Genomic DNA, 19928 nt, shown 5'->3' with positions numbered 1-19928 from the left:
TGCATTAAATTTAAAACCATTAATGTTTTTACAAAGGTCGTGCCTTTTATTCTGTCTGACAAAATGACTCGAAACAAAAAGCGCCAAAACTAGTTTGACGCTCAAAGATAATTATTTTTTACGAGATATTATTCTCCGTACATTTCTTTGACGAATTGATCGTAATTTACTTCTTTAGATTTAGTTTTTACTTTTTCATTGTAAAGACCAATCATTTTTTCGCCCATTACTTGCTCTGACAAACGTTTTACTTCATCTTGGTTACCCATAACGCGTGCTACAATACCAGCAACTTCTTCATCAGAAGGATCTAACTGACCAAATTGAGCCATTTGTTTCTTGATAATTACGGCGGTATGCGCTTTTAAATCTTCGAAAGTAATTTGTAATTTATTTTCAGCCATTACTCTTCCTTCAATTAATTGGAAACGTAATCCTTTTTCAGCTTTCGCATATTCTTCTTCAATTTGATCATCTGGTAATGGAGTTTCGCCCATCGTTTTCATCCATTTTTTAAGGAATAATGAAGGTAAATCAAATTTTGTATTTTCGATTAATGAATCAGTAACATCATTTAAGAATTTTTGATCTGATTGTTGTGCAAATTGCACTTCAGCATCTTCTTTGATTTTAGCTTTCAATTCGTCGATAGAAGAAATAATTCCAGCTCCAAATATTTTATCAAATAATTCTTGATTGAATTCTGCCTTTTCAATTGCATTAATTTCTTCAATTGTAAAATCAACAGTTATATCTAAACCGTGCACATCATCATGACCTATTTTCAAATAATCCATTAATTTATGGTCATCATCAAATAAACCTTTTGTTTCGATAGCAACAACATCACCAACTTTTTTACCGATGAATGCTTTTGCTACTTTTTTATTTGCAAAAATATCTAAACCGAAGTTTGCTGGAGCAATAATCCCGTTTTCTTCGTTTGTAAACGTTCCTCTAACTTCGAAATCTTCTTTTACTTCTGATTGAGAAATTAATTTTCCGTATTGTTTTGCGATACGATCTACTTGATCATTTAGCATTTTATCGTCTGCAATAATCGTATATCTTGTAACATTTTTTGTAGCAGATAAATCCACAACAAACTCAGGCGCTAAACCAATTTCGAAATCGAAAGAAAATTCATCTTGATCCCAATCAATAGTTTGATCCATTCTTGGAATTGGATTTCCTAAAAGGTCTAATCTTTCTGAACTTAAATATTTACTTAATGATGCTTGTAAAACTTTATTTACTTCTTCTTGTAGAACTGGTTTTCCATATTGCTTTTGAATTACACTCATTGGAACCGCTCCTTTTCTAAATCCAGAAATAGCTGCAGTTTTTTTATAATCGTATAATTTCTTGTCTACTTGAGTTGCATAATCCTCTTTAGTAATTGCTATCGTTATAACAGCATTTAATGCATCAATTTGCGTTTTTGTAATATTCATTATCTTTTTGTTTAAATACCTTAAAAATTGGGTTGCAAAATTATAGAATTTTTACAACCCAAACAAGTTTTTAAGATATTGAAATTCAATTCGCTATAAAATCATTTTTCGCTAACGAATAATCCATTTAATACCGACTGACTAATTGACATTAAAACACTAAATATTAATGCTGTTATAAAGCCATCTACTGTAAACTCCCTAATAAAGTAAGCGCAAAGCATGATTATAAACGCATTAATAACCAGCAAAAACAAACCTAAAGTAAGAATGGTTACTGGAATGGTAAGAATAACCAATATTGGTTTTAGAAAAGTATTTAAAAGTCCTAAAACTACCGCTACTAGCAGAGCCGTTGACATATCTGCAACATGCACGCCTGGTAAAAAGTAAGCCAGTGCAAAGACGATAATTGTACTAACTAAAAGTCTGATAAGTAAATTCATGTGATAAAGTTTAAAAATTAAAATTACAAAAAAAGGCACCAAAAATGATGCCTTTTAATTTTTTATACGAAAATCTTAGTTTGAACCTACAATATTGATTCCAGGGAAATTATTAGGATTTAAAAAAGGTAATTTAGCATTGTAGTGCGTGTTAATTACTTTAATTATCTCGTTAGCAATTACCGAATATCCTCTTGCATTTGGATGTACACCATCTAATGAAAACAAAACTCCAAACTCTGTAGGACCACCGTTAAAGTAATTGGCAGTATAGATAGTTCCGTTATTTGCTCTTAGACCTGAAACAAGTTGATTCAAAATCACGTTCATATCAGCAACTGCTAAATCTTTAGTCGCAGCAATAGAACGAATTGAATTATTGTAAGCCGTAGTTGCGTTTGCAACTTTAGTTTTTTCGTTAACTGTCAACACCCATTTATTAGCCATTGGAAACGTAACTCCATTTAAATTAATAGAGGGAGATGGCGAAGATGCATTAGGAGTACCAATAACAGAAGAAGCTGGCAAAACCACTAAGTCAGCAGCAGTTGCTTGACGTGCTTTTCCAAATACAGCTCCAAAAGCAGCTGCTGTTGGCGCACCTAAAGTTCCTGTTAATGCTCCCGTAATTTGTGCAGATCTATCAGTTGCATCAGCATCAAAAATTAAAATTGGATTAGCAGAAGTTGCTGATAATAATTTAACACGGTCTGGTTCTCCCAACGCGGTAAAAACTTGATTTAATGGACCATATAACTGTGCATTTAATGCTGCGATATTTGCTGCACCTCCTAATTTAGCTGGGGAAAGTGGATTAAATGGAACTGTTGTGAAATAAGGAATTGAAGTTACACTTGGAATAGTTGCTACTACTCCTTTAGCATTACCACTAGTTAAAGTTGTAATAATGGTAGAATATACACTTTCAAATACCATTGAATTCGTAATGTCATTTGGACCATAAGTAGCAGGATTTGCGTTTCCTGTTGTATTATGATCTTCTGCAGGTGTGTTTCCATCAGCTTTCGCTCCACCATTTGTTGCGTATGACAAAATATCATTAGCACCAATCCAGTTAGTGAAAAATGTTGGATTTTTTGACATTGCATCACCTAATACTGTTGCAGTAGCAGAAGTTGCATGTCTAACGAAATATGGATTAGCAGCTCCCGTTGCAACACCAGCAACATTACCGTAACCAGAAACACCTAAATGGAATGATTTTGCACCTGGAACACCCATATTATTATATGCCGAAGCTTGTAAAGAAGACACCTCAATAGTAGGAGTACCAACTACATTTTCCGGCTTTCCTTCCGAAGCATCAATTAACAAACGAGTTGCGCCTATTTGATTTCCAGCTAGCAATAAACCACCTAAGTTATTAACGTCATCCGCATAAGAAGGTTGCGTGAACACACCACCACCCACTTGAGCAAATTGTTGCGCCAATAGATTAGGAAAAGAATATGATTGACCAACTCTCGAAACAGTCCCATCCATGTAACCTGCAGTTAATGAGTTACCAACAGCAACGTAAGATGAAAAATTTGCTTCTCCTGCAGAATAATCTTCCGAAACCGGATTCTCAAATTCTGGTTCACATGAAGCAAAACCAACCGCTATTATAGCTAAATATATAAATTTATTTTTCATTTGTATTTTTATTTAAAATTAAAAACCATAAGTTATTCCGATACCTGGAGAGAACACAACAGATTTATATGTTCCACCAAAATCACCGTTAGCATTGTGATCATAAGAATTTTCAATCTCATCAAAATGAATATATAAGAAAGAGAAGTCAATACCAAATTTATCGCTAATTTGGTAAGTTAAACCTCCTGTAAATGCATTTGAGTCATTTCTTGGAGTTTCTGGCGCGAAGTAACCATCTTGTACTGGACTTTCGTCAAAATAATATCCAGCTCTAAAAGTAAATTTATCATTTGCTTTGTACTGAGTACCAAATCTATAAGTAGAAACATCTTTATAATTTCTAGGATTCACTGAAGTAGGTAATCCATTATTAAATTTTACATCTAAACTTTTATATACACTCCACATTGTATAGTTGTAGTCAAAAGCAAGTAACCATTTATCAGTTACTTGTACAGAAAGCCCTGCTGTTAGCTCAGCGGGAAGAGGTAATTCAGCATCGAAAGTTGTGTTTGTTAACAAAGACGTTGCGAAACCAGGAACATCGTTAAATGTTGCTTCACCGTCCTTAGCCTCCATTATAATCTCAGAGCGGTAATTCATACCTATTCTAACAGTATTCGTAGGATTAAACATCATTCCTAAAGTATATCCCCAAGCAGAGATTCCTTTTGCATCTATCGTTAAATCAGTTGGATCTCCATTAACTTGAAAAGTACCATTTGCCGCATATAAATTTCTATTAAAATTTACAGAACCTGTTGCGTAAATTGGTCCACCACCTACACTAAAATGCTCACCAACTCTAACAGAAACTGTTGGCTGAACAAATATCGCTTTCAAATCAATATTATTTACTAAAAAAGCTCCTTGCCAGTTTTGATCCCACTCTACTGCACTTCCGTATGGAGTGTAAACTGCTAATCCTGCAGAAAGCCAGTCATTTAATTTATAAGTTGCATATACACTAAATGGTGTACCCAAATTTTCTGATTTAGCAGTGGTATTGAACACACTTTCTTGAAATTTAGTCGTAGCAAACAAAGCACTACCTCCTACAGATAAGTTGAATTTTTTATCTAAGTAAGCCATACCTGCTGGGTTGAAGAATGCAACTTCTGCACTATTAACTACTGCAACACCAGTGTGGCCCATAGCTAATTGTTTTTGACCTTGAATACTAACTCGGTATCCACCTGCAAACGCAGTAGAGCCAGCTAAAGCCAATAATGTTAAAGAAAGTAATTTTCTCATAATGTAATAAGTGTTAGTTTTTATCTGTATTTATAAAATCATTAGTTCAAATTTAAAACAAAATATGAATTTTACAATTTTTTTAACAAAAAAATTATGCATGCATACTTAATTTTTAGGTTTATTGTAAAAAATTCATTGTTGCATTATAAAAATCTTTAGGATTTTCTGCATGCAACCAATGTCCGGCATTATTAATTGTTTCAATTTTTGAATCTGGAAAATGATGATTAATCGTTTCAAAATCAGCATTTTGTATGTAATCCGATTTATCACCTCTTAGGAATAATGTGGGTTTAGGAAATGTGTTTTCAAAAGGCAAAGCAGTTCCTACAACGTCTATTTTCTCCATAAAAACAGGTAAGTTAAATCGGAAGGCTAATTGTTCTGGTGTTTCCCAATACAGGTTTTTCAATAGAAACTGTCTTGTTCCAAAATCTTTGATGAAGGTTGACAATATTTCTTCGGCATCGCTTCTGCTCGGTTTTTCTGAGAAATCAATAGCGCTCAACCCTTCTAAAATCGTTTGATGATGCGGTGCGTAATATTTAGGACCAATATCTGCAACTATTAATTTAGAAACTAAATCGGGATAAGTTGATGCTAAAAGCATTGCGACTTTTCCGCCCATAGAATGTCCTAAAAGTACTACATCTGTTAGTTGATAAAATTCGCAATATTTTTTTACGTCTTCGGCCATAATATCATAACTGAAATCGCTGGAGTGAAAACTTTTACCGTGATTACGTAAATCTAACGCGTGGACTTGAAAACCTTGTGCTGCAAATTGTGTTCCGAGGGATTTCCAGTTGTCATTCATTCCTAAAAAACCATGGATGACAACCATTGGTTTGCCTTCTCCTTCTATTCTTGAATTTAAAATCATATTTTCTATTTTATGGGATGTTGCGTTAGGGACGGAAGTGGCATCCTTTTTTGGTGCTTTTTTTGCATCAAAAAAGATATAGCGGACGGCCCGACCCTTGTGGTAACGCCCAAATTATTTTAGTTTTTGAAGATACATATTCACCACATTGTCCAATCCTAGATATAGAGATTCAGAAATTAAGGCGTGACCGATGGAAACTTCCAAAAGGTTCGGAATGTTTTCTTTGAAGAATTTGATATTATCCAAACTTAAATCGTGACCGGCATTAATTCCGATATTTAGTTCATTTGCTTTCAAGGCGGCTTTTACAAACGGTCCGATTCCTGCCTTATTTCCTAATCCGTATTGGTGTGCGAAACTTTCGGTGTATAATTCAATTCGGTCTGCTCCGGTTGCTTTTGCTCCTTCTACCATTTTTTCATCGGCATCTACAAAAATCGCTGTTCTGATTCCGTTTCGGTTAAATTCCTGAATCACTTCGGTTAAATAATCTTTGTGTTTAATGGTATCCCAACCTGCATTTGAAGTTAAAGCACCAATCGCGTCCGGCACCAAAGTAACCTGAGTTGGTTTGCATTCCAGCACCAATTCAATGAAATTATGTTGTGGATTTCCCTCGATATTGTATTCTGTGTAAACAATAGGCTTTAAATCGCGTGCATCTTGATACCGAATATGGCGTTCATCTGGTCGTGGATGAATCGTTATTCCTTGTGCTCCAAATTGCTGAATATCTTTTGCAACCTGCAATAAATTAGGCGTATTTCCACCTCTTGAATTGCGCAATGTTGCAATTTTATTAATATTAACCGATAGTTTTGTCATCTCTTAAATTTTATTTTAGCAAAAATACAAAGTATAAATTAGGTAACATATGGTATTTTTTGATTATTTTGCGGTTGAATTATATACCTACCTAAATGAATAGTCTAGAAAGTTACATCAATAACGACATAAAACCTATAAAACACACGGATACTGTGGCAGATGCACAGGATATTTTTGTAGATTTTCCGTATTCGCACTTTCCGGTTACTGAAGAAGGTGTTTATATTGGTTGCGTAGGAAGAGATGCAGTAGAATTTCTAAAAGCTGATGCACTAATGAATGAAAGTCGTTTTCATTTTGAACGCTTTTTTGTTCGTTCTTCTATTTTATGGTTGGATGTTTTGGAAGTTTTCGCGAAAAGCGATGCCAATTTAGTTCCGGTTTTAGATGATAAAAATGCCTATTTAGGTTATTACGAATTAGAAGATGTGATTAGATTTTTACAAGAAACACCTTTTATGAAAGAAGAAGGTGGCACTATTATCTTGAGAAAAGAAGTGGATCAATTTTCGATGAGCCAAGTAGCGCAAATTGTTGAAAGTAATAATGCAAAGGTTTTAGGTTTATTTATCTCGGACATTGCGAATAAAAAAGTTGAAATTACTTTGAAGATTAGTCAAAGTGGAATGAATGAGATTATTCAGACTTTTAGAAGATATGAATATGAGATTATTTCAGAACATCAAGAAGATTCGTATTTGAACAGTTTGAAAGAACGTTCTGATTATTTAGATAAATACCTTAATATATAATCGAATATGAAAATAGCTGTTTTCGGACAATATTACCAAAGCAATACGGCAGAAATTGCGATTAAAGTGGTCGATTTTCTAAAGAAAAATGATATTACGATATTATTTGAAGCTACTTTTTTAGAGATTTTAAGGGAGAAGGAAATTATTTTGGATGCCTTTGAAACGTATTCGAGCTATGAAGAATTACCAATTGACACGGAAGCTTTAATAAGTATTGGTGGCGATGGAACTATTTTGAAAGCTGCGACATTTATTAGAGATAAAAATATTCCAATTATTGGAATTAACGCCGGAAGGTTAGGGTTTTTAGCAACCGTTCAGTTTGATAAAATTGGGGAATTGTTGCAAAAAGTATTAATTAAAGACTATTACATTTCTAAAAGAAGTTTATTAAGTATCGAAACGACTCCATTTTATGAAAATTTTGCAGTTTTAGACTTTGCTTTAAATGAAGTTACGGTGGCAAGAAAAGACACGACTTCCATGATTACGATTGAAACTTCCCTAGATGGGGAATATTTAACTTCGTACTGGGCTGATGGTTTAATTGTTTCTACTCCTACTGGCTCCACCGGTTATTCTTTAAGTTGTGGCGGACCTGTTTTAATGCCAGAAGTGAATAGCCTTGTAATTACTCCGATGGCACCACATAATTTAAACGCTAGACCTTTAGTGATCACTGATGATACTGAAATTGAACTCAAAGTGACGGGAAGAGAAGAGCAATATTTAATTTCGTTAGATTCGCGAATTGCCGCTGTTGGAAAAGACACGGTTGTGCGAATCAAAAAAACACCTTTCACTATTTCGATCATTGAATTTAAAGAAGAATCCTTTTTAAATACGATTCGAAAAAAACTACTTTGGGGTGCAGATAAAAGAAATTAAGCCCACCTTATATTATTTCTACCATTTTTGCGTTTTAAAAGCACAACTAAATGTAACAAAAATATCCCCGAAAATAGGGATAAGTACTCATTATTGTTATATTTGCAAACTATTTTAAAAAATGAAACGCTTTTTATTACACATAAGCTTGCTATTCTGCGCCTTGAATGCTAATTCACAAATCAATGAGTTAGGTGTTTTTGTGGGCGGTATAAACTATATTGGTGATGTAGGTCCTACGGATTATATTGCACCAGACGAATTTGCTATTGGAGTCATCTATAAATGGAACAGAAGCACTCGTCATTCTTATAGATTCTCCTATTTTCAAGGAAGTATTACTGCAAGAGATAAAGACAGCGACGTTGCAAGCCGCTATTTAAGAAACAATTCATTCAAAAATAATATAAAGGAATTTTCAGCAGGTATGGAATTCAATTTTATGGATTTTGATCTTCATACTAGTGATAAAGTGATTACTCCTTATGTTTCAACAGGTCTGAATTATTTTATTTATAATGAAATTTACATTCAGAACAATAAAAGCGAAATAGATTACAGACATAGCACTTTTGCAATACCGATGATAGTAGGTGTAAAAGCTAGATTATTTGGTAATTTTATTATTGGCGCTGAAGTGGGTGCTCGCTATACGTTTACAGATAATTTAGACGGGAGCAATCCGAAAAATGACAATTTGGAAACCTTGCGTTTTGGAAATTTAAACAGTAAGGATTGGTATGTATTTACCGGCTTGACACTTACTTACACTTTTGGTCAGAACCCTTGTTTTTGCGCAAATTAATGGAATTAGTACACGAAATAAATAAAGCAAATTTGCCTCAACATTTAGCCATCATTATGGATGGGAATGGTAGATGGGCAAAACAAAAAGGATTGCTTCGCGCTTTTGGACACGAGAGCGGGACCAAATCTCTGCGAGCTACTGTGGAAAGTTGCGCTAAATTAGGAATTAAGAATTTAACCTTATATGCTTTTTCTACCGAAAACTGGAACCGCCCAAAAATAGAAGTTGACTTGCTAATGAAGTTGTTAATTTCCTCTTTAAAGAAAGAAATTAAGACATTACAAGAAAACAACATCAAGCTAAACGCGATTGGAAATTTAACAAATTTACCAAGCAGTGTTCAGAAAGAATTAAAGGAAGTTATTCAGAAAACTGCCGAAAACACTAGAATGACACTTACCCTTGCCCTGAGCTATGGCGCTAGAGAGGAGCTTATTCAAGCTGTTAAAAAAATTACCAATAAAGTTAAAAATAATATAATTTCTGAAGAGGCTATTGACGAATCAATTATTAATCAGCATCTTTACACACACAATTTACCCGATGTAGATTTAGTAATACGAACTAGTGGCGAACATAGAATAAGTAATTTCCTTTTATGGCAAATTGCTTATGCCGAGTTTTACTTTACAGATGTGCTTTGGCCGGATTTTTCAGAAGACCATTTATATGAAGCAATTATCAGTTATCAGAAGAGAGAACGCCGATTTGGAAAAACAAGCGAACAAATTATACCTTAACAAAATGTTTAAAAAAGGATTACAAGTACTTACTATTTTTATTGTATTAAATAGCACGGCAATTTTTGCACAAGATGAAACTACATTAGAAAGTGGAAAAGAATACATTCTGGCTGAAATTGATGTTGTAGGTAAAATCAGTTATAATGCGCAAACTGTAACTACGTTTACTGGTCTAGAAAAAGGACAAACCATTATGGTTCCCGGTGAAGATATAAGTATAGCTATTAAAAAACTATGGAAATTAGGCTTGTTTTCTGATGTTAATTTTTACGTTAACAAGATTGTTGGAGACAGCATTTACTTAGAACTAGAATTGAACGAATTACCAAAACTTGGTGATGTGAAGATTCAGGGTGTGAAAAAAGGAAAAGCGGAAGAGCTTATCAAAGAAAATGACCTCAAAAAAGGTAAAATCGTTAATGAAAACTTATTAACGACTACAAAAAACTATATTGAAAATAAGTATAAGAAAGACGGTTACTACAATTCTAAAGTAGCTATTAGCACTACGCAAGACTCTACTTTTGCAGATGTGAAAATGGTGGTTAACATTGATAGAGGCGAAAAAGTAAAAGTAAAAAGTATTGATTTTGAAGGTAACTCTTTGCTTTCTGATGCTAAACTTAGAAAAGCTTTCAAAAACACAAAACAGAAAAACCCAATAAGAATACTAAAAAGATCTAAATATATTAAAGAAAAATATAAAGAAGATTTAACTAGTGTAATTACTAAATACAAGGAGAAAGGATTTAGAGATGCTAGAATTGTTTCTGATTCTGTTTCTTATGATAAAAACAGCAATACAATTGCTATTAAAGTAAACATTGAAGAAGGAAGAAAATACTACTTTGGAGACATTCGTTATTTAGGTAACACAATTTATACAGATCGTCAATTAAATTCTCTATTGTCTATCAAAAAAGGAGATGTTTACAACGGAACACTTTTACAGCAAAGAATTGCGGATGTATCTAAACCTGATGGAGAAGATATTACCAACTTATACCAAAATAATGGTTACTTGTTTTCTACAATTAACCCAGTTGAAGTGCGCACAGTAAATGACACTATCGACTTTGAAATTAGAATTACAGAAGGACCAATCGCTTATTTCAATAAAATTACCGTTGTAGGAAATGATAAGACAAACGATCATGTAATTTATAGAGAATTAAGAACAAAACCAGGTCAAAAATATAGTAAAGAAGATTTAATTCGCTCTATTCGTGAAATTGGTCAATTGGGATTCTTTGATCCAGAAGCTATTAAACCAGATTTTAAAAATGTAGATCCTCAAGCAGGAACTGTAGACATTGAATATAACGTAGTGGAAAAAGGATCTAGTCAAATTGAGTTACAAGGAGGTTATGGTGGTGGAGGTTTCATCGGAACTTTAGGACTATCATTCAACAACTTCTCTGCGAGAAAAATGTTCCAGAAATCTGCATACAAACCACTTCCAATGGGAGATGGTCAAAAAATGTCATTGCGTTTACAAGGAAGTTCATATTTCCAAACTTACAGTTTATCATTTTCTGAGCCATGGTTTGGTGGTAAAAAACCAGTAAGTTTCTCTACTTCATTATCCCACAGTAAGCAATTCTTGTACAACTATGCTACTAGAGATGTTACAAGAAGTCAAAGTTTTAACATTACTTCATTATCTGTAGGTATTGCTAGAAGATTAACTGTGCCAGACGATTTCTTCGTTTTATCACAAGCGGTTTCTTTTCAATATTACGATTTGAACAACTACAATACAGGTTTATTTACTTTTGGAAATGGTGCTTCAAGAAACTTAGCATACACAGTAGGATTGTCTAGAAACAGTAAAGGTATTAACCCAATTTTCCCTACATACGGTTCAGAGTTTAGTGTTACTGGAAAATTCACTTTACCTTATTCATTATTAAACGGTATCGATTATATTGCTTTAAAAAATGACAAAGGATATAAATTAAAATATGATTCTGGTGCAAGATTAAACACACAACCTAATTCAAGTGGACAAATTCCATTAAATGGCGATTATATAAAAGAAACATCTGAAGGTTCAGGTATTTACGAAACAGTTGGAAACAACTGGGAACAAGCATCTTTAGACAGAGCAAAATATGACCAAAAACGATTTAATTGGTTAGAGTATTACAAAATTAAATTTAAGGCAGATTGGTACACTAGACTTTATGAAAAACTAGTTTTACGTACTTCTGGAGAATTTGGATTTATGGGTGCTTATAATTCAGATCGAGGTTTAGTTCCTTTTGAGCGTTTTTATTTAGGTGGAGACGGATTAGCTAACTTCTCTTTAGACGGAAGAGAAACGATACAATTAAGAGGATATCCAAACAACTCTTTATCATCTATTGATGGTGGAACGGTTTATAACAAATTCTCATTAGAATTAAGATATCCAATTACATTGAACCAACAAGCTTCTATCTATGCATTAACTTTTGCAGAAGCTGGAGCAGCGTTTAATGACTTTAAAGATTATAATCCATTCACATTACAACGTTCTGCTGGAGTTGGACTACGTGTATTTATGCCTGCATTTGGATTGTTAGGTATTGATTTCGCTCATGGATTTGATGCAATACCAGGTGAAACAGCTAAAAGTGGATGGCAAACTCACTTTATCATTGGACAACAATTTTAAAAATAGTTAGTCGTTTTTTGTTAAATTCGTGAAAATATTTTGATATTTGTTACGTTTGTAGAGTATCAGTAATAACATATTAGGTCTTTACTCCTAACAACAAAATTAAAAGTACATGAAAAAATTATTTTTACTTATATCGTTCCTTTCAATCGCTGCGCAAGCGCAAACTGCTAGAGGGGTAAAAATTGGTTACATTGACATGGAATATATCTTGGAAAAAGTTCCGGATTATGCAGATGCCATGAATCAATTAGAACAAAAAGCACAAAAATGGAAACAAGAAATTGAAACGAAGCGAGCTGCAATAACGATATTAAAAGATAATTTAAAGTCAGAACGTGTTCTTTTGACAAGAGAGTTGGTTGAAGAACGTGATGAAGAAATTGCTTATTTAGAAAAGGAACTTTTAGAGCATCAGGAAAAAAGGTTTGGTCCCAGAGGAGATTTAATAATTCAAAAAACGGTTTTAGTAAAACCTATCCAAGATCAAATTTTTACAATAGTACAAGATGTCGCAGAACAAAGAAAATACGATTTTATTTTTGATAGATCTTCTGACTTAACCATGCTTTTTGCAGACAGAAAACACGATATCAGTAAATTTGTAGTTGGCAAACTTACTTCCTCTCAAAAAAGGGAAGAGATGAGCAAGAAACAACTAAAAGCATTAGATGCTAAAGAAGCTCTTGAAGAATCATTAGAAGACAATCCGGCAGTAGAAGAACGTCAACGCATTTTAGATGAAAAGAAAGCAGCTAGAGACAAAGCAATTGAAGAACGTCAAAAAGCTATAGAAGATCGAAAAACAGAAGCAGCTGCTAAACGCAAGAAATTACTAGAAGAAAGAGATGCTAAGAAAAATGGCACAGTAATTGAAAAGGATAATAAAGAAGACGACAAAAATAACGTTGCAACACCTAAAGTTAGTACTGACAGTGGTGAGAAAAAAGCTACACCAGAAGAAATTAGACAAAAAGCGATTGATGATAGAAATCAAAAATTAGCCGATCGTAAAAAAGCTATTGACGCCCAAAAGAAAAAAATAGCTGAAGATAGAGAGGCAGCTGCAAAAGCAAAAGAACAAAAAACAGAAAAACAAGATTAAATAACCCAAAATTAAAATTTAGAAAATGAAACAATTAAAATCCTTAGTAATCGCAGTTATCCTTTTAGTTGGAATGCAAGTAACAGCACAGTCTAAAGTTGCTCATATAGACTTACAAGCTTTGATGACGACGATGCCAGAAATGAAAACTGCACAAGATCAGATGAAGAAAATACAAGAGTCATATGATAAAGATTTTAAAGGTATGGCGGCTGAATATCAAACAAAATTGCAAAAGTACGAAGCTGAATCTACAACTGCAGGAGATGTTTTAAACGAAACTCGTTCTAAAGAAATGCAAGATATGGGTGGTCGTATTCAAAAATTCCAACAAGATGCACAAAAAGAATTAGGTCAAAAAGAAATGGATCTTTTAAAACCTATCATGGAAAAAGCACAATCAGCTATCAAAAAAGTAGCTAAAGCAAAAGGAATTACTTACGTTTTAGATGCAACTGTTGGTAGTGGTGTAATTGTAGCTGATGGTGAAGACTTATTAGTAGCAGTTAAAAAAGAATTAGGTTTCTAATTAATTAGAGATAAAAACGTAAAACTGCTCAATCTATAGTAAGATTGAGCAGTTTTTTTTTATTTTTGTTTTTAAATGAAAAACATAAATCCCATAGGCTTATTTGATTCTGGAATTGGCGGTACCTCTATTTGGAAAGAAGTTCACGCTTTATTGCCAAATGAAAACACAATTTATCTTGCCGATAGCAAAAATGCGCCTTACGGCTTTAAATCTAAAGAAGAGATTATTGAACTAAGTTGCAAAAACACAGAATTTTTACTTAATAAAAACTGCAAGGTGATTATTGTAGCATGCAACACGGCTACTACAAATGCCATAAAAGAATTGAGAGCAAAATACGACATTCCTTTTATAGGAATTGAACCTGCTATAAAACCTGCTGCACTTCACAGCAAAACACAAAGCATTGGTATTTTAGCTACAAAAGGGACACTTAGTAGCGAATTATTCCACAAAAGTGTCGCCAAGCATCCCGAAGTGGAAATAATTGAGCAAATAGGCTATGGCTTGGTTCAGTTAATAGAAAATGGCCAAATTGACACACCAGAAATAATGGAACTGTTAGAAAGATATCTAAAGCCAATGGTTGAAAAGAATATAGATTATTTAGTTTTAGGTTGTAGCCACTACCCCTATCTTATTCCAAAAATAAAAAAGATCATTCCCAACCATATTAAAATAATTGATTCAGGGGAAGCGGTTGCTAAACAAACGCGTCGTATTCTTAAGGAAAAAGAAATATTAAATGAGTCAGAAGGAAATAGCACACAACTGTTTTATACCAATAGCGATGCTGGCGTTTTAAAAACGATTCTAGCAAAGCAAGAAACTGTTCTTTACGAAGATTTTTAAAAGATTACTCTTCTTTATACCAACTCGAATACATTACATAGTTGTTCGAAATGCGTCCTATTTCTCCAGCAAAATCACTTTGATCAATGTCTTTCACTTTTTTTGCAGGAATTCCCGCATAAATACATCCCGACTCAACAGTGGTATTTTGGGTAACCACAGAACCTGCAGCTATTATTGAATTACTTTCGATTACGCAATTATCCATTACAATAGCACCCATTCCAATTAAAACATTGTCTTTTATAACACAACCATGCACGATTGCATTGTGCCCAATAGAAACATTATTACCTATCACTGTGGGGTGTTTTAAATACGTACAATGAACGACAGCACCATCTTGGATGTTTACTTTGTTACCGATCGAAATTGAATTCACGTCTCCACGGATTACAGCATTGAACCAGACACTACAATTGGCGCCGAAAGTAACATCTCCAATAATAGTGGCATTTTCAGCAACATAACAATCTTCAGGAATTTGCGGATATTTCCCTTTTACTTCTTTTATTAACATAGTACTTAAAAAAATGTCCCGATGAATCGGGACAGTATATTGATAATTAATTTTTAATATTAGTTTACTGCTGGACAATTACAATCCCACAGTTTGTCTTTACAGAAAATATTAATACCTAATGTAATTTGGTGAAAGCCACCATTATCAAACTTAATATCTCCCATTACATGAGAATAGGTATACGCAAACATGTATTTATCGTAGTTCAAACCAATAATTGGTGAGATCCATTGCAAATTTTGTTTAGCACCAGGATAATCAGCACTGTCAAAACTTCTTCTGTATGATACAGCTCCCCACAATCTACCAAAGTCCATTTTTTTATAAACTTTCATATTTAAATCGATCGCTGACTCTTTAGTTTCTGGTGTATTTTGATACATAATAGACGGCTCAAACAACAATCTTTCTTCATTTCCAAAAACAGCTCCAACACTCCATAAGTATTTTTGTAAGTTATCAGATTCAAAACCTGCAGAATATAGTTCTCTTCTTTGACTTGCCAAAAAGTTTTTAACTGTAACGTGAGTGAAATAATCCATATAGTGATACGAAATTCCTAAATCAATATTAAAATACGAATCTTTTTGAATGACACCTGGAACAATTACTGGATCGAAACCTGTAAAATCAGAACCATCTAATGTGCTTTGCACAAATGCAGTACTTAATCCAAAAGATAATTGATTCAAATCAATAGTTGTTCTTGAAAATCTCAAGTGGTGCGCATACGTTAACTTTGCACCTCTTTGCGAATGATAACCATTTTTATCATTAAAAAGAATCATCCCTACTCCTGATTTTCCGTCTTCATCAATTGATGTGTTGAAACTAACAGTTTGCAAAGCAGGAGCGTCATCTTGACCAAACCATTGTTGACGACCAGTAATTCTAATCTTACCACAATTTGCAGCACCAGCCATGGAAGGATGTATTAAGTAATAATTATCTGATAAATAATCAGAATAAACAGCAACACCTTCTTGAGCGTAAGTAAATTGTGCTACTAAAAATGCTAAAATAAAATAACTCTTTTTAAAATTCATCGTAGGGTATCGTTTTATAAAAATGCGATTTAAAATTCTTTTTGGTCGTTCTTGTTTTATTATAAAATATGTAAAAAGGCGCTAAAATCACTTCCTTAAACATACGTAATCGGTCAAAGATATAAATTTTTCATTCTATTTGCATCTTTATTTAATTTTTCTACTATAGTTTTAACAAAATAAAAATATAATATTAACTATTTACTTTATTTATTTGCTTATATAACAAAAGCTTCAATAATAATCACAGCTATTACTGCTCATTTCTTAACGTATAGTTAAATTTCGTTTAAAAAAACAAATATAAACATTTGAAAATATATTGTTTCTATCTTTGTAAAAAATATACAAAATGAAAGTAATTTCTACAAAAATAACGAATAACCCTTCGATAGTTAAATTTGAGTTAGATGAATTTATTATAAAAACAGCTAATTACGAATTTAAGAATATTGATGAGACAAAGGAATCGCCTTTAGCAAAACAACTATTCTTCCTACCGTTTGTGAAAACAGTTTACATTTCTGGTAATTTCATTGCCATTGAAAAATTTTCAATTGTGGAATGGGAAGACGTTCAAGAAGATGTTGCGACTCAAATTAACGAATTTATAGCAGGTGGTGGTGAAATTTTAAACGTTGACCCTTCTAAAAACAAAAAGCAACCAATTACAATTTATGCTGAGACGACACCAAATCCGTCAGTTTTAAAATTTGTAAGTAATAAGCTACTAACAAAAACGGCGCTTGAGTGTAAAAACATTGACGAAACAGCCGCTGCTCCCATTGCGCGTGCACTTTTCAAATTTCCATTTGTTAAAGAAATTTTTATTGACGAAAACTATATTTCGATTACGAAATTTGCCGTTACAGAGTGGGATGAAATTACTTTAGAATTAAGAACATTCATTAAAGAATATCTTGAAAACGGAAATGTTGCAATTGATGAAACGGTAATTGTTAAAACCGAAAGCCATCAAAAACAACAAGAAGGATATTTTGACAAATTAGATACAACTTCACAACAGATCATCAACATTATCGAAGAATATGTAAAACCAGCGGTACAAAGTGACGGTGGAAACATTGTATTCGAATCGTTTGACGCAACTGAAAAAAGAGTAAAAGTAATTTTACAAGGTGCGTGTAGTGGTTGTCCTTCTTCAACTTTTACATTGAAAAATGGAATTGAAAACATGTTAAAAGATATGTTAAAAGATAACGACATTATAGTGGAAGCCATAAACGGATAATTTCTAATAGTACAAAGTAGTATTATCATTTTACTAGTGGTGAATTTAAAAGCAATGAGATTTAAGAACTCATTGCTTTTTTTTTAAAACAGACCACCGCTAGAAAGTGCACAGAAAAATTCGTTTCTACCGAAGTAAAAATGATCTCTATCCATTCTTAAATAATTAAGAGTTAATATTCGAATAATATCGACATCATCAGTAGATTATTTCTAGGATGCTAATATTACTAATGTTCCAAACCAGCATTAGGTTGTTGTAATTGATTCTCTACGATATAATTTGAATTGGTATCTTTTTTTGAATTTTAATTTATGAGTTTCGTGATATCATCTTCAATATAAGGTGTGTATTGTCCTTTAAAAACACGAATTTCATTCCTAAAAATTGTAATGTTTTTAGTTAAAGTTGACAGTACCATTTCTTGAATAATTTGATTTTTATGATAATAAAAAATTTTAATATTAAAGTAAGAAAGCAATGCTCTTTGCTTTTTATATGATTTCTTCTTTTTGAACTTTATTTTTAAAAATTCCATTTCCTTACTAATAATTTTTTTAGAGCCAATAAGTTTTATACTTTGATCGGTAGTATCATTAATTGCAGATGTTTCTTTGTCATGAAACGAATAGGTTTTTATTACAATACTATCTAAAGTACCACAATAAATCTTTTTGATTTGTCCATTAACTAAACATATATCTGCAAATAACATAAATATAACTATGGATTTTTTCATTGTTTTAACTACTATAAATTAGGGTTAATATTTTAACTGTATCATCATATATTCCGTAATTTGATTCAACTAATTCTATTTCTGAGTGCTTTCTATATAAAGTTACATGTGCCATAGTTGAAGGTGCAATTCTAAAGCTTGGGTTTATTTCAGAATATGTTGCTGGTAAAGAAGCTTGAACTTTAATTCCATAATTAGTTGCTAAAACTCCAGCATAAATATTTAAGTAGTTGTAGATTAATATTTTTTTTTATCTGTAAAAAGTACAATTCTATTATATCTTTTACATTATGACTAGTAAATAATACATTGTTAACTACTGGTGTTAAATCACACGAAGTGTCTCCTTCAGGGTGAAACCAAAAAGTATTTGCTTTAAAATAAACTACATTTTCTCTCTTCATATAAAAAAATTTTCCATTAAAACAATATGGGTCGGGTTTGCAACCATAATCTTTTCAAGTATCTGTTTGAAACCGTTTTTTAGTTTTTAAAACACTTCCACATTGCATAAAATGAAAATTTTTTAGTTTTTGTCCGTATATGTTTTATTAGAGTTATCATTTAAATCAATTACTAACACTACTTCTAATTGTAGTCCTTCATTTTCATCAAAAACATAAGCATAGTTTTTACATCCAATACTTAACAAGCTTATAAAAAACATTAAGGTTATTCTTTTTTCTTTATATTTCAATATTAGTTAACCACATCAAGCTTAAATCATCATCCTCAGATGCAACAATTATATTATAGTCATGTTGTGATTGTGATGGATCATCTTTGAAATAATGCATTAAATTAATTCCTATATTGCTTTTTTGTTTTTTACGGCTCTGATTCCCGTTACGGTTTTGCAGTATAGATGAAGAATCATCATGTGTAAAAGAATACCACTTACCAACATATTTTCTTAAAATTGTATGTCCAAATTTATGTGCGGATGTTTATTTAAAATCTTCATCTACTTTATCAATTATAGCATCAAAATATCTCCATTTTCGACTAAATATATAACCGTTTGAAACATCACAAAAACCAAGATTATAATAAATTTTTTCTTGAAAACACCTGGATTTACTGCTCTTCCCCATGAACAATTGGTATTGAATATTAATTAAAGTTCATTCATTGAATTTTAATTAATGTTTATTTCTTTTATATGTAAATTAAATATTTCGTTATTAATTTTTTACATTATGTGAACTATTTCTACTCCAATGCTTTTCTATTCTTTCAATTGCTGGTTTTTCTAAATCTTGCAAGCTTCTTGCTGGCGTTCTCCTCACTTAGCGTTATCGTATAGTTTTGAGATGCTTCTCTCTTTATTAATTATCCCTTTAGAAGGACAGAATATTGCATCCTTTTTCCTTCTTTTTTAATTTCTAAATAATTTTGCTACAATTGGAAATTTAAAAAACAAAGTTCTCCTTTAGACACATCAAAGCCTTGAGTTATCAGGTTTCTTTCCATAGTAGTTTTTTGCCGAAAAT

Annotated in this window: 19 protein-coding genes; 9 read left to right on the top strand and 10 right to left on the bottom strand. The window is 32.4% G+C overall.

Annotated features, from left to right (window positions below; all coding sequences use genetic code 11):
- Positions 1–128: 128 nt before the first annotated feature.
- The 6 genes from tig to ACFSX9_RS14130 all read right to left on the bottom strand — a co-directional run bounded on the left by tig (position 129) and on the right by ACFSX9_RS14130 (position 6527).
- Complete coding sequence (gene tig / locus ACFSX9_RS14155; protein ID WP_379808824.1) at positions 129–1454, bottom strand: trigger factor; 1326 nt, start codon at positions 1452–1454, stop codon at positions 129–131.
- A 101-nt stretch (positions 1455–1555) separates the two neighbouring features.
- Positions 1556–1900 carry a phage holin family protein gene (locus ACFSX9_RS14150; protein ID WP_379808822.1) on the bottom strand — a complete coding sequence of 115 codons (345 nt, stop codon included), beginning with the start codon at positions 1898–1900 and terminating at the stop codon, positions 1556–1558.
- A 75-nt stretch (positions 1901–1975) separates the two neighbouring features.
- Positions 1976–3556 (bottom strand): G-D-S-L family lipolytic protein, encoded by a 1581-nt coding sequence (locus tag ACFSX9_RS14145; RefSeq protein WP_379808820.1) that lies wholly within the window; start codon positions 3554–3556, stop codon positions 1976–1978.
- 18 nt (positions 3557–3574) lie between these two features.
- Positions 3575–4813 (bottom strand): OmpP1/FadL family transporter, encoded by a 1239-nt coding sequence (locus tag ACFSX9_RS14140; RefSeq protein ID WP_379808818.1) that lies wholly within the window; start codon positions 4811–4813, stop codon positions 3575–3577.
- Positions 4814–4934: 121 nt separating this feature from the next.
- The gene (locus tag ACFSX9_RS14135) at positions 4935–5699 is read right to left on the bottom strand and encodes an alpha/beta fold hydrolase (RefSeq protein WP_379808816.1); all 765 of its coding nucleotides are present in this window, start codon (positions 5697–5699) and stop codon (positions 4935–4937) included.
- 114 nt (positions 5700–5813) lie between these two features.
- Positions 5814–6527, bottom strand: a complete 714-nt coding sequence (locus ACFSX9_RS14130) for a pyridoxine 5'-phosphate synthase (protein WP_379808814.1) — start codon at positions 6525–6527, stop codon at positions 5814–5816.
- Between the two features lie 95 nt (positions 6528–6622).
- On the opposite strand from ACFSX9_RS14130, the gene ACFSX9_RS14125 reads away from it, so the two are divergent.
- The 8 genes from ACFSX9_RS14125 to murI all read left to right on the top strand — a co-directional run bounded on the left by ACFSX9_RS14125 (position 6623) and on the right by murI (position 14875).
- On the top strand, positions 6623–7282 hold the full coding sequence (locus ACFSX9_RS14125) for a CBS domain-containing protein (RefSeq protein ID WP_379808812.1): 660 nt from the start codon (positions 6623–6625) through the stop codon (positions 7280–7282).
- Between the two features lie 6 nt (positions 7283–7288).
- Positions 7289–8173, top strand: coding sequence for an NAD kinase (locus ACFSX9_RS14120; protein WP_379808810.1), 885 nt, complete (start codon positions 7289–7291; stop codon positions 8171–8173).
- Between the two features lie 121 nt (positions 8174–8294).
- The gene (gene porG / locus ACFSX9_RS14115) at positions 8295–8978 is read left to right on the top strand and encodes a type IX secretion system protein PorG (protein ID WP_379808808.1); all 684 of its coding nucleotides are present in this window, start codon (positions 8295–8297) and stop codon (positions 8976–8978) included.
- A complete protein-coding gene (locus ACFSX9_RS14110; RefSeq protein ID WP_379808806.1) occupies positions 8978–9721 on the top strand; it encodes an isoprenyl transferase in 744 nt (247 codons plus the stop codon). Before porG ends, ACFSX9_RS14110 begins: the two co-directional genes overlap by 1 nt.
- Positions 9651–12383, top strand: coding sequence for an outer membrane protein assembly factor BamA (gene bamA / locus ACFSX9_RS14105; protein WP_379808804.1), 2733 nt, complete (start codon positions 9651–9653; stop codon positions 12381–12383). Before ACFSX9_RS14110 ends, bamA begins: the two co-directional genes overlap by 71 nt.
- Positions 12384–12498: 115 nt before the next feature.
- The gene (locus ACFSX9_RS14100; protein ID WP_379808802.1) at positions 12499–13491 is read left to right on the top strand and encodes an OmpH family outer membrane protein; all 993 of its coding nucleotides are present in this window, start codon (positions 12499–12501) and stop codon (positions 13489–13491) included.
- Positions 13492–13516: 25 nt separating this feature from the next.
- On the top strand, positions 13517–14020 hold the full coding sequence (locus tag ACFSX9_RS14095) for an OmpH family outer membrane protein (RefSeq protein WP_379808800.1): 504 nt from the start codon (positions 13517–13519) through the stop codon (positions 14018–14020).
- A 75-nt stretch (positions 14021–14095) separates the two neighbouring features.
- The gene (gene murI / locus ACFSX9_RS14090; protein ID WP_379808798.1) at positions 14096–14875 is read left to right on the top strand and encodes a glutamate racemase; all 780 of its coding nucleotides are present in this window, start codon (positions 14096–14098) and stop codon (positions 14873–14875) included.
- A 4-nt stretch (positions 14876–14879) separates the two neighbouring features.
- Here murI and ACFSX9_RS14085 read toward each other — a convergent pair whose 3' ends face one another.
- Together ACFSX9_RS14085 and ACFSX9_RS14080 are read right to left on the bottom strand one after the other, a co-directional pair.
- Positions 14880–15395 (bottom strand): gamma carbonic anhydrase family protein, encoded by a 516-nt coding sequence (locus ACFSX9_RS14085; RefSeq protein ID WP_379808796.1) that lies wholly within the window; start codon positions 15393–15395, stop codon positions 14880–14882.
- Between the two features lie 59 nt (positions 15396–15454).
- A complete protein-coding gene (locus ACFSX9_RS14080) occupies positions 15455–16444 on the bottom strand; it encodes a PorP/SprF family type IX secretion system membrane protein (RefSeq protein ID WP_379808794.1) in 990 nt (329 codons plus the stop codon).
- A 352-nt stretch (positions 16445–16796) separates the two neighbouring features.
- Between ACFSX9_RS14080 and ACFSX9_RS14075 the strand changes: the two genes are divergently transcribed.
- Positions 16797–17696, top strand: a complete 900-nt coding sequence (locus tag ACFSX9_RS14075; protein ID WP_379808792.1) for a NifU family protein — start codon at positions 16797–16799, stop codon at positions 17694–17696.
- A gap of 307 nt (positions 17697–18003) precedes the next feature.
- Here the strand turns inward: ACFSX9_RS14075 and ACFSX9_RS14070 are convergent, their stop codons facing one another.
- Both ACFSX9_RS14070 and ACFSX9_RS14065 read right to left on the bottom strand, forming a co-directional pair.
- Positions 18004–18435 carry a hypothetical protein gene (locus tag ACFSX9_RS14070; RefSeq protein ID WP_379808790.1) on the bottom strand — a complete coding sequence of 144 codons (432 nt, stop codon included), beginning with the start codon at positions 18433–18435 and terminating at the stop codon, positions 18004–18006.
- A 526-nt stretch (positions 18436–18961) separates the two neighbouring features.
- The gene (locus tag ACFSX9_RS14065) at positions 18962–19102 is read right to left on the bottom strand and encodes a hypothetical protein (RefSeq protein WP_379808788.1); all 141 of its coding nucleotides are present in this window, start codon (positions 19100–19102) and stop codon (positions 18962–18964) included.
- Between the last annotated feature and the right edge of the window lie 826 nt (positions 19103–19928).

Source organism: Flavobacterium ardleyense (assembly GCF_042686085.1).
Lineage (GTDB): Bacteria > Bacteroidota > Bacteroidia > Flavobacteriales > Flavobacteriaceae > Flavobacterium > Flavobacterium ardleyense.
Note: the sequence above shows the minus strand (reverse complement) of the source record. Positions and strands in the feature narration are given on the sequence as shown.